The organism is uncultured Anaerococcus sp. (assembly GCF_963510575.1).
In the GTDB taxonomy this organism is placed as follows: Bacteria; Bacillota; Clostridia; order Tissierellales; family Peptoniphilaceae; genus Anaerococcus.
The window spans coordinates 1-10,374 of sequence record NZ_CAUPFR010000062.1 but is presented as its reverse complement, the minus strand read 5'-3'; the positions used below and the strand labels follow the sequence as shown (position 1 = coordinate 10,374).

General features: G+C 36.0%; 9 protein-coding genes and 1 pseudogene. 6 read left to right on the top strand and 4 right to left on the bottom strand.

Annotated features, from left to right (window positions below; translation table 11 throughout):
• Nucleotides 1-28 precede the first annotated feature (28 nt).
• Nucleotides 29-1,210 carry an alpha/beta fold hydrolase gene (locus tag RQ907_RS05695; protein ID WP_311492415.1) on the bottom strand — a complete coding sequence of 394 codons (1,182 nt, stop codon included), beginning with the start codon at nt 1,208-1,210 and terminating at the stop codon, nt 29-31.
• Nucleotides 1,211-1,248: 38 nt separating this feature from the next.
• Complete coding sequence (locus RQ907_RS05690; protein WP_311492414.1) at nt 1,249-1,770, bottom strand: HXXEE domain-containing protein; 522 nt, start codon at nt 1,768-1,770, stop codon at nt 1,249-1,251.
• A gap of 129 nt (nt 1,771-1,899) precedes the next feature.
• Here RQ907_RS05690 and RQ907_RS05685 point away from each other — a divergent pair, with 129 nt between their 5' ends.
• Nucleotides 1,900-2,457: a TetR/AcrR family transcriptional regulator gene (locus tag RQ907_RS05685; protein ID WP_311492413.1), complete on the top strand. Its 558-nt coding sequence runs from the start codon at nt 1,900-1,902 to the stop codon at nt 2,455-2,457.
• A gap of 136 nt (nt 2,458-2,593) precedes the next feature.
• Here the strand turns inward: RQ907_RS05685 and RQ907_RS05680 are convergent.
• A pseudogene (locus RQ907_RS05680) lies at nt 2,594-3,351 on the bottom strand (ParB/RepB/Spo0J family partition protein); the annotation flags it as partial.
• A gap of 58 nt (nt 3,352-3,409) precedes the next feature.
• Here RQ907_RS05680 and RQ907_RS05675 point away from each other — a divergent pair.
• Together RQ907_RS05675 and mnmA are read left to right on the top strand one after the other, a co-directional pair.
• Nucleotides 3,410-4,477 (top strand): cysteine desulfurase family protein, encoded by a 1,068-nt coding sequence (locus RQ907_RS05675; protein ID WP_311492412.1) that lies wholly within the window; start codon nt 3,410-3,412, stop codon nt 4,475-4,477.
• Entirely contained in the window at nt 4,474-5,577 is a 1,104-nt protein-coding gene (mnmA, locus tag RQ907_RS05670) for a tRNA 2-thiouridine(34) synthase MnmA (protein ID WP_311492411.1), read from the top strand. Before RQ907_RS05675 ends, mnmA begins: the two co-directional genes overlap by 4 nt.
• A gap of 736 nt (nt 5,578-6,313) precedes the next feature.
• Here mnmA and RQ907_RS05665 read toward each other — a convergent pair.
• Nucleotides 6,314-7,141: an exodeoxyribonuclease III gene (locus tag RQ907_RS05665; RefSeq protein ID WP_311492410.1), complete on the bottom strand. Its 828-nt coding sequence runs from the start codon at nt 7,139-7,141 to the stop codon at nt 6,314-6,316.
• A 138-nt stretch (nt 7,142-7,279) separates the two neighbouring features.
• Between RQ907_RS05665 and RQ907_RS05660 the strand changes: the two genes are divergently transcribed.
• From RQ907_RS05660 to RQ907_RS05650, 3 genes are all read left to right on the top strand, one after another.
• Complete coding sequence (locus RQ907_RS05660; protein WP_311492409.1) at nt 7,280-8,236, top strand: DUF3137 domain-containing protein; 957 nt, start codon at nt 7,280-7,282, stop codon at nt 8,234-8,236.
• Nucleotides 8,237-8,258: 22 nt separating this feature from the next.
• A complete protein-coding gene (locus RQ907_RS05655) occupies nt 8,259-8,813 on the top strand; it encodes a LemA family protein (protein WP_311492408.1) in 555 nt (184 codons plus the stop codon).
• 171 nt (nt 8,814-8,984) lie between these two features.
• The gene (locus tag RQ907_RS05650) at nt 8,985-10,274 is read left to right on the top strand and encodes a hypothetical protein (RefSeq protein WP_311492407.1); all 1,290 of its coding nucleotides are present in this window, start codon (nt 8,985-8,987) and stop codon (nt 10,272-10,274) included.
• The last annotated feature ends 100 nt before the right edge of the window (nt 10,275-10,374 follow it).

The following is a 10,374-nucleotide window of genomic DNA, read 5'->3' as shown; positions in this document are numbered from 1 at the left end:
AGATGTACATGAGATTCTTGAAATGAATTCAATTCTTTCTAACTTCTAAATCACGATGTTTTAAAAATGTCAACCATTGCAGTATCACATCTAAAGCCAGTTTGGCATTTCCTAAATTGCAATGATTTCCCGCATTTTCTTTTTCAGTAAAAAGGCGAAATGTGAGAGAGTTCGCATTGGTAAGTGCGTTGATTTCTTTGCCGATCATTCGGTAATCAACTAAGTGGTCTTGGTTGGCACCAAGAATCAATACATCTTGTTCAATCATGGAGGCCACATCCATAATCTGATATTTACTCACTTTTTTCAGATAATCATAAATGCTGTCAGCTCCATAGGCGTTCATTCCATGATTGACACCCCATTGAAATAATGGGTCATTCTTACGTATCAATTTCATCATGCAAAGAATAGGGCTGAGAACGATGCTGAGATTATGTTTCAACATAAACCTAACAATACCGCCTACATTTTTTGGTATTTGGTCGAGAACCACGTCAAGAAAGTCCGGTAAAACAGACCAAGATACAACCCTTGTAATTCTTTTGTCAAATGCAGCAGCACGCAGGGCCAGCATAGCTCCCAAAGAAACACCAATAATAATGACGTTATTCAAATGAAAGAAATCTAATATTTCTTTGACTGGATGTTCCCAAGCATATGTAAAGTGTTTCCCTTGAACACGAATAACGTTGCCTTGTCCAGGACCTTCAAATAGATATACATCATACCCTTGTTCAGAAAGATATAACATCGGCAAAAACATTTCCTCAAAGCATGAATCGTTACCACCATGTAAAAGAATGGTGCCCTTACATTGTTTTTGAGCTTTTGCAACCATGATTGGCAGCATAACATCTTCATATGGAACTTGAATTTTCTGGACACGTCCCTCATCGAAATAAGAATGGTAATACTCATAAAACAGTACCGTAGCTTTTATATAGTATTCCTTGTTGCCAGGATTTCCATCAAAAAATTCGCTCATTCGGTAATATGCAATTGCCTGAGGGATTCTGTTTTGAGAGAGTGCATGATCCCCAAGGTAAATCATTTCCTTCTTCCAGCTTGTGTTGTCTATAATCTTTTTGGCAGACTGCATCACATCGTTTAAATTCCCGCCATTCCAAAGAATGACGCGGTTAAGCTGAAAGTTAAAATTAGGATCAGGATTTAGGTGATACATACCTTGTTTAAATATCAACTCCATGCAAAAGACCTCCTTAAAAATTTGCTATTTGTGGGTAATTAAATTTCCCACTTTTTGATAAAAGTTTCAAAGGATTTCATACATCTATGCAAAATAGCCACCATTAAGAGCATCAAAATAGCGCCTACTACACAACTGATCCATAATTGAGCTTTTGTAAAAGATAGGAATTTATTTGAAACCCAAAGGATATAAAAGCATAATGGAAGGAACGGGATTGCGGTGACCACGCCGGGTACATAGCCATTAAATTGCAACGCCAACATACAATGCACAATCAGGTGAATGGTAAATCCAAAAAATAATCCCAGCCACACAAAGTACCAATCAAAGATACAAGCAGAGAGGGATAAAGCTGAAATAATGAAAAATTCAATCAATACACCAATGGAAAATGACGGTGTGCTTCCCAAATCGGCAAATGGAATCTTCTTCATTTTTGTTGTTTGTATTTTTCTTTTATATTTCTGTTTCCATGCCTCCACAAAAATAATCTCCTCGAAGTCATGCAGCATAAAAATAACAGGGAACAGCCAAACAATCGTATTTATTGTATTCATAAAATTGAGCCTCCTTTATCTGTCTCACTTGTGTCACTTTCTAATTTATAGTATACTTAATAAGACATGATTGTCAATATAAGCGGTTCAAGTGCTACAATCCCGAAAAAGTGTGACAGGAGGAACAAAATGAGTTTGGTAAAAAAGGAAAAGAATCCCATCGCTGAGCAATCCCGTCAATGGTTTATGCAGTCCTTGTTGGATCTTATGAGCCAAAAAGACTACGCTCGTATTACCGTAACAGAAATCGCCGAACATGCGCTTTTATCAAGAAGAACTTTTTATAGGATCTTTGATTCGAAGGAGCAGGTATTACAGCAATGCTTCTTAGAAAGATGTGAGGACTACATTACTTATTTTCAAAAAGACAGGCACTATACACTGGAGCAGATTGTGGAAGTGTTTTTTACCTTTTGGGAGAAACAAATCGACTTTTTGCGTCTTTTGCAACAGAATCATCTATTCTATTATCTGCTGGAAGAATTCAATCAGGCCTTACCTGTGATTCATGATACCGTTCGTGGAAATCAAAATTTGTACAACAGCATCTTTGAAAAGAAAGCTGCACTGCTTGTCAGTGCTGGTGCACTTTGGAATCTTCTTTCCGAATGGATTCAAATGGAAAATCGTCCGTCTCCAAAAGAAATATCTAAAATGATGCTACAAATAATTGCATCTAATTCTTGAAAAGCACCCTGGTATTTTTAAATCATGCGTAAAAGCTTCCACCCTTCCTGGACGTTCCTGCGTCATCTTCCACTGTGCTGAAAGTGATTTTTTTTAAATTCCTCCTACATTTCCATAAAGGTAGTGCAGCGTGTGACTAATTCATTATATGTATCACAATTAATCTCAAAATAGTAAATACCAGCAAGAAATGCTCAAGGATAGCCGCGGCTCCCTTGCGCTGCCATTGTTCCAGCAGCTTGATGATGGTTTCCTCCTTGCGCTTGGGGGCATAGATTTTGGGGAAATACTTCCGCAAGGTATCGGAAGAAAAGGTCGCTTTGTCCAGCTCTCTTTTCTTTCCCCCCCGACATAATCGCCAGCATGGATTTGCTGGGGAGTTTCCCGCCCTGGCTAAACTTTTTCATGCGCTGGACCTGAGAGAGAATGGGTGACCTGCTCATAATCCATCGTTTCTAAAATCATCTGCTGTTCCTCTGGTTTGAGAAAAGACGCCTCATAGGCCGGATTAAAGGTGATTTTCTCCCGTCCACCATGTTCAATAGTTCGGGAATTAACTCAGTCAGGCGAATGTATTTTTGAATCTGAGTTTTACTCTGTCCGACCTGCTTCGCCAAAATATCCCTGGATTTCTTTCCATCGGACTTGTGCCCAAGTGCTGCACAAGTTAAAACCATACGTTCCACTGATGTTTCATAGCCTGCAACGTCATCTTGTAGGCAAAAGCCCTTTCACTGGGGAGGAGTTCTTCTCGCTGCAAGTTGCTGTCAACCATGATGATGGTGGCGACGTCATCGTCAAATCCCGGACAATGACCGGCATTGTATCTTCCTCTGCCAGCTGGCTGGCTCGGTGCCGCCTGTGTCCGGCTACCAGTTCATAACCGCCATTGGGCGGTTTTTACTTTGGCTAAAAACCTTGAATACAAGCCATAGAAAAGTATATTGAGAGAATGAAGAAGATTTATTTTGACTATGCAGCAACTAGCATAAAAAGAAAGAAAATTTTAGAAGAAATATTAGAAAAGTCTGATTTATTTGACGGAAATCCAGATTCTAGCCATTCTTTTGGAAGGGATGCCAAAAAGATTTTAGAAGATGCCAGAAAAACTATAGCGAAATCCATAGGGGCAAAGCCAAGCCAGGTGATTTTCACATCCGGAGCAAGTGAATCAAACAACACAGTCCTATCAGCTTTTAAAGATAAAAAAATTCTTACAACAAATATCGAGCATGACTCTATTGAAAACACCTACGATCCAGAAAATACCATTCTTATTGAAGCAGGAAAAGAAGGGATAAGTCTTGATCAAATAAAGGAAAAAATCACAGATGAGGTTAAACTCGTTTCGGTAATGATGGTTAATAATGAAATGGGCCTTATAATGCCAATTAAGGAAATTGGTGAATTTTTAAAGGACAAGGACATTTATTTCCACGTCGACTGCGTCCAAGCCTACGGCCATTTGGATATAGATGTGGATGAAATGAATATTGACTTTTTATCACTTTCTGGCCACAAAATCGGGGGTATAAATGGTTTTGGAATTTTATTTGCAAGGGAAAATCTACCTTCCTTTATAAAGGGCGGTGAGCAGGAAAAATACCGCAGGGCTGGTACTTCCTTTGTAATGGGAGCCTATTCCATGGCCAAGTCTTTTCCCTATATGATAGAAGAAAGAGAAAAGATTAAGGATTTGAAAAAATATTTGCTAGATTCTTTAGATAAATCAAAGTTATCTTACCAAATAAATGCCAACCCAGAAAAGACTGTAGACCATATAGTAAATATCTATTTTAAGGACTTTAGGTCAGACTTTTTGCTAACCTATCTTGATATGCATGGCATAGCCGTTTCTGCAGGTTCTGCTTGCAGGGCAGGGGCTGTAATTCCATCTAAAGTAGTCGAAAGAATCTACGGAGAAGACAGGGCCAGCCATTCACTTAGGATTAGCCTTGGTTTTGAAAACACAAGAGAAGATATAGATAGGCTTATTGAAGTTTTAGGAGAATTGAGATGACAGATAAAAAAGATATAAAGGTAATAGTTGGGATTTCAGGTGGGGTGGATTCTTCTGTTGCGGCCCTTCTTCTAAAGGAAGAAGGCTATGATGTGACAGGGATTTTCATGAAAAACTGGGACGATACCGATGAAAATGGGTTTTGCACTGCCGAAGAAGACTTCGAAGATGCGGTAGCTGTTTGCAACCAAATCGGGATTCCCTATTACTCTATAAATTTTGAAAAAGAATACTACGACAGGGTTTTTTCCTACTTTCTTGATGAATACAAGAAGGGGAGGCCCCCAAACCCTGATATCATGTGCAATAAGGAAATAAAGTTCAAGGCCTTTTTGGACTTTGCCAAAAATCTCGGAGCAGACTATCTGGCAACAGGTCATTACGCTAGAGTCGATAGAAAAGATGGGGAAACAAAGATGCTAAGGGGTCTTGATTCTAATAAGGACCAGACCTATTTCCTAAGCCAACTTTCCCAAGGACAAATAAAAGATGTTTTATTTCCGGTAGGAGATTTGCAAAAATCAGAAGTAAGGGAAATTGCCAAAAAAGCGGGCCTTGCAACTGCAAATAAGAAGGATTCCACAGGAATTTGCTTCATTGGCGAAAGGGATTTCAATGAATTTTTATCCCACTATCTGCCAGCCCAACCGGGAAATATTGTCGACACTGAAGGCAATATCATGGGAAGACACGACGGTCTAATGTATCACACAATCGGCCAAAGACGTGGACTTGGTATTGGCGGTGAGGGAGAAGCTTGGTTTGTTTATGGAAAAGATTTAGAGAAAAACGAACTTTTAGTCTGCCAAGGCAAAAACAATCCACTTTTATTTTCAAATAAGCTATACGCCTCAGAATTTTCTACAATTTCTGATAAAAAATGCCCAGAAGAATTTGATTGCACAGCTAAATTTAGGTACAGGCAAGCAGATATAAGAGCTCATGTAAAAGTCCTAGGAGATGGCAAAGTTGAGGTGACTTATGATGAAACCAAGGCCGTAACTCCAGGCCAAGCCGCAGTTTTCTACGACGGTGAAGTCTGCCTAGGCTCTGCCATTATTGATGATGTTTATATGGATGATAAAAAATTAAGAGTGTAAAAGTAATTTGAAATTGAATTTAGATATAGAATTATAGTTGATTTGATTTAATATTTTAAACAACCTATTTCTTGATTTCAAAAACCGAAAAACGTAAACTGAAAACTTAAACAGTTTTTGTTTAACTTGAAAGTGGATTGAAACAAATCCTAAATAAAAACAGATAATAAGCTAAAATTTAAAGGAAAAAAATTATGAAATTTAATTCAAAAACAACAAAAATTTTTATCGGTATCATACTCACAATAACCTTAGCTCTTTTGTATTATCAAAAAAATAACGATCCATGGTTCCTATACATGATTATCCCACTTTGTGTATTAGGGATTCTATTGAATTATTTCTTCAATAAATAAATAAAACGGTCAGAAACTTACATTGATAGGTTTTTGACCGTTTTTTACTTGCATAATCTCTCTTTAACGAATATATTTGCATCTCCTATTAAAACAACAAAAGGAGCATCCGTTTCATCATCAGGAAGTTCAATCAGAGATTCATAAGAGGTAATGCCCAATAATTTTCCTTTGAGCATTTTGCCATCAATATAGGCTATTTTTACTACTTGTCAAACTTTTTTTGATAATTCTTTAAATCCTATTTTTCCTTTTAGATACTCTTTTTATACTTTAATTTTAAATTTTGTATTGTATTTTGTCATTTAAAAACTGACCTCCTTTAGTTAGTTTTTTAAGTCTAACTTTTAGGGGTCAGTTCAATCCTTCAAGGTTTTTTCTTATATATTAATTTCTAAAACAATTGGGGTGTGGTCTTGTCTTTCGCCTGAGTCGATCATGTCTGAATTTGTGATTAAATCTTTAATCCTATCTGAAACTAGGAAATAATCAATTCTCCAGCCGGAATTATTGATTTTGCTTGTTTTTACTCTTTGGGCCCACCAGGTATATTTTCCTTCGACATTGCCGTGTATGTGCCTAAAGGTGTCTGTAAAGCCCTTTGCTAAAAGATTTGTAAAGCCTTCCCTTTCCTCATCTGTAAAACCAGCTGATTCATGGTTGTTTTCTGGGTGGGCAAGGTCGATTTCTTCGTGGGCAACATTAAAGTCACCAGCTGCTATTACTGGTTTATTTTGATCTAGACTCGCCAAATAATCTGCATAAAGCTTATCCCAAACTTGCCTATCAGCAAGTCTACTTAGACCGTTGCCGGCATTTGGAGTGTAGACGTGGGTGAAGTAAAAATCTTTAAATTCTAGGGTGATAATCCTGCCCTCAGAGTCCATGGTACATGGAGCGCCAATTTCTGGGTAAGATGCTTCTACTTCAAGGCCTTTTTTGTAAAGGGTCATGGTTCCTGCGTAGGATTTTCTGGCAGGTTCTTCGCTTGACCTGTAAACATAGTCATAGTCAGGGAAATATTCGGAAATTTTGCCTATATGTTTTTTGCTGAGGCCGGTGTAGGGAAGTTTGGTTTCCTGGATGGCAATTACATCAGCATCTTCTTTTACAAGCCTATCTAAAACTAAACGGCTCAATAAAGCCCTTGCCGAATCAGATGTAAGGGCTGCGTTTAGTGAATCTATATTCCATGAAATAAATTTCATAATTACCTCTCTTTATTTATTCTCTATTATATAATATACAACTTATAAGCAATAAAGAAAATTTTTGTAAAAGCATCTTATTTTTAATAAAGTTTTGATGAAAAAATGGAAGTATATTATTAAAAAAGGGGTGAGATAGTGAAGGAATATTATAATAATGCTTTTTCAAGTCCTGATACATTAAAGAGAATTGAAGAAAAAGAAAAATCTCCCGAAATGCAGGCAAAACTTTTGGCCATAAAAGAAAAGATGAAGGGCAAAGAAACAGAGACCTTTGACTATAGGCTCTTGATTGCTGGATTAATTGGGCTTTTGCTCATAGGTACTCGTTACTATTCGCTTTTCGTAATAGGATTAGTTTGCTATTTTAAATTTTTTAGGTCTCCTAATAAGGTTGACCATGATATTAGTGGTGACTATGTAGATGGTTTTGTAAATCCGATTTTGGATGAAATCTTCCCAGGGACTAGGGTAGATTATGAAGATGCTCTGGAAGAAAGTGATTTTGATAAAATTTTTCCTCGTGCCTATAGTTATGAATCAAACTGTCATATAAGTTTTGCAGATGAATACAAGACCCAGCTTTTTAATCTAGAAGCTCGTGCCCAGGATAGAAATTCAAAGGGAAATATTATTTATAGGACGGATTTTGGCGGCCAGGTTTTATTGATGAATTTTAAAACTAAGTTCACAGGTCATGTAAGAATTGTTCCCCTAAAATTTAGGAATGAATACGGTCCACATATGGACATATCCTATGGAAAAATCCGTGATGGAGAAAGAGAAATATTTACAGAATCGATTGATTTTAATAATGCCTATGGGGTTTTTGCTACAGATGAGCTTGGTGCAAAAAGGATCCTTGATCCTAATATTATTAATATAATGAATGCTTGGATAGGTAGGACTGGCTTGTGGCTGTATATGGATGAAGATGGGCTTATGATGGGTTTTAGATCATGGTCAAATATCTTTACCCCACCAACAAAAAAATCTGAAATTGAAAAACTTTCCCTAAGTGGCGAGTATGACAAAGTTGGGATGGATTTGGGATATTTTTATGGGCTCATGGATTTGATTAGAAAAAAATTATAGGAAAAATTACTAAGGAGATTTTATGGATATTAAATTTTTATTAATACCACTTATTTTATTTTTAGTTGTCAGATTAGTTGTAAAGATCTTAAATAGACTGAAAAGATATGAGGTTATTATCGAAGAGTCTAAGAAAAATGTCGATATCGCTCTTGCAAAAAGGTACGATTCGATTTCTCAAATGATAAATGTTGCAAAATCATATGCAAAATATGAAAAAGATACATTTATAGATTTGGCAAAATCAAGAAATAACCATAGTATAAAAGACTTTAATACCACAATGGAAAACCAAGACCAGACTATCGATAAGATTTTTGCCCTTGCCGAGGCCTATCCAGAATTGAGGTCATCTGAAGAATTTTTAAATTTACAAAAGGAAATTGATGATGAAAATGAACAATTGGCCGCTGCAAAGAGGATAGTTAACAATAATATTAGCATTTTAAACCAAGAAATTGTTAGTTTTCCTAATTCTCTTGTGGCAAGGATTGGCGGTATAAGGCAATTAGATTTTCTTGATGAAGATAATATTGAAAACAAAAAATCTATTGATGGTTTTTCTTATGAAGTATAAGAGCTAAGAATATTTACAAAATTTTTCATCTGACCTCTTGATTTAGGAATAATTTGGAGGTCAGTTTTTAATTTCTTTAAAGATTTCTACAAATTTAACACAAAATTAACACTCTTTTGGGTATTATAGGATTAAGAAAGACACTAATAGAAAAAAATTAAGGAGGGTGTCATGAAAAAATCTAAATTATTACTAGCCCTAGCAATCTCAGCCATGTTAATTAACACAGCCTATGCTAGCGAAGAAATTGAAGACACTAATGATGAAAAAATGATGGAAGAAAGTCAAATGGCAGTTGCAAAAATTTCTGCAAACTATATTGTAAAGAAAATAGAAGGCCAAGGAGTCTTGGTTGCTAAAAAATCAAATCCTAATGATCTTTACAATGTGGCTAAAAAAGAATTTAAGGGTATTGATTTAAAAGTAGGCATGGAAGTAAGGATTGTCTCCGATGATGTAGTTTTAAACACATATCCAGCCCAATTTGCAAAAATTTATGAAATTAAAGCAGTTCAAAAAGAAAATAATAAGGAAGAAAAGAAGGAAGCTCAGAAAAAAGTTGTAAGGGACTTTGTTGTTAAAGAAATTTATGAAGAGGGTGTTGACCTATATGAAGTTGGCAACGAATCAAACCTTTACAATGTCCCAAAATCAGAATTTAAGGGCATGAAAATCGAAAAAGGCAAGGTCTTTACTATCACATCAGATAACATTTCTTTAAAATCCTACCCAGCCCAATTTGGCAAGATTTTCTCAATAGTTGAGAAAAAAGAAATGAAAAAACCAACTAAGACCATGGTTAAATCTTATGTTGTTGAAAAAGTTACTAAAGATATAGTGACAGTTCATGAAAAGGATATGAAAGAAAGCAAGTATAATATTGCAAAGAAAAACTTTGGCAAGGCAAATCCTCAAGTTGGAGAAACTTATAAGATTGAAACATCAGAAGAAATCCTAACTTCAGATCCAGCCCAGTTTGCAGCTGTATATAAGGTTGACCTTGAAAAAGGGGCTCCTAAAGAAAATCAAAAACCAGCTGAGAATAAAAAAGGAAAACAAAATCCAGCTGAAAAAGAGAAAAAACCTGAAAAGGAAAAGTCTAAAGAGAAACCAGCAGAAAAAGAAGCTGAAAAAACTATTTCTGACATCTTTGTAGTAGAAAAAATCGATGAGGAAGGTGTGACTGTTTATAGGAAGTCAAACAAGGAAGATAAGTACCTAGTTCCTAAAAAAGACTTTGGTAAGTTAGAAATCAAAGAAGGCAAGGAATACAAAATCTTTTCAAATGATGTTGCCCTAACTTCTTACCCGGCCCAATTTGGCAAAATTTATAAAATCGAAGAAGTAATGGCTGGCAAAAACAAAGAGTCAGCACCAAACCCAAAAACTGGTCTAATCAGCGCAGGCCTTGCTCTTGTTGGCTTAATAGGCGCAGGTCTTGGCTATAAAAAAATCAAATAAAATCTAAAGGCACCGCAGGGTGTCTTTTTTTGTCGTTAATTTCCTTATATATAAAATTTATGATAAAATTATTAATATAGTAAAGGAGAAAATTATGACC

Coding starts and splice junctions, on each gene's coding strand:
- RQ907_RS05695 (WP_311492415.1), bottom strand. CDS start 1,210: ATGGAGTTGATATTTAAACAAGGTATGTATCACCTAAATCCTGATCCT.
- RQ907_RS05690 (WP_311492414.1), bottom strand. CDS start 1,770: ATGAATACAATAAATACGATTGTTTGGCTGTTCCCTGTTATTTTTATG.
- RQ907_RS05685 (WP_311492413.1), top strand. CDS start 1,900: ATGAGTTTGGTAAAAAAGGAAAAGAATCCCATCGCTGAGCAATCCCGT.
- RQ907_RS05675 (WP_311492412.1), top strand. CDS start 3,410: ATGAAGAAGATTTATTTTGACTATGCAGCAACTAGCATAAAAAGAAAG.
- mnmA (WP_311492411.1), top strand. CDS start 4,474: ATGACAGATAAAAAAGATATAAAGGTAATAGTTGGGATTTCAGGTGGG.
- RQ907_RS05665 (WP_311492410.1), bottom strand. CDS start 7,141: ATGAAATTTATTTCATGGAATATAGATTCACTAAACGCAGCCCTTACA.
- RQ907_RS05655 (WP_311492408.1), top strand. CDS start 8,259: ATGGATATTAAATTTTTATTAATACCACTTATTTTATTTTTAGTTGTC.
- RQ907_RS05650 (WP_311492407.1), top strand. CDS start 8,985: ATGAAAAAATCTAAATTATTACTAGCCCTAGCAATCTCAGCCATGTTA.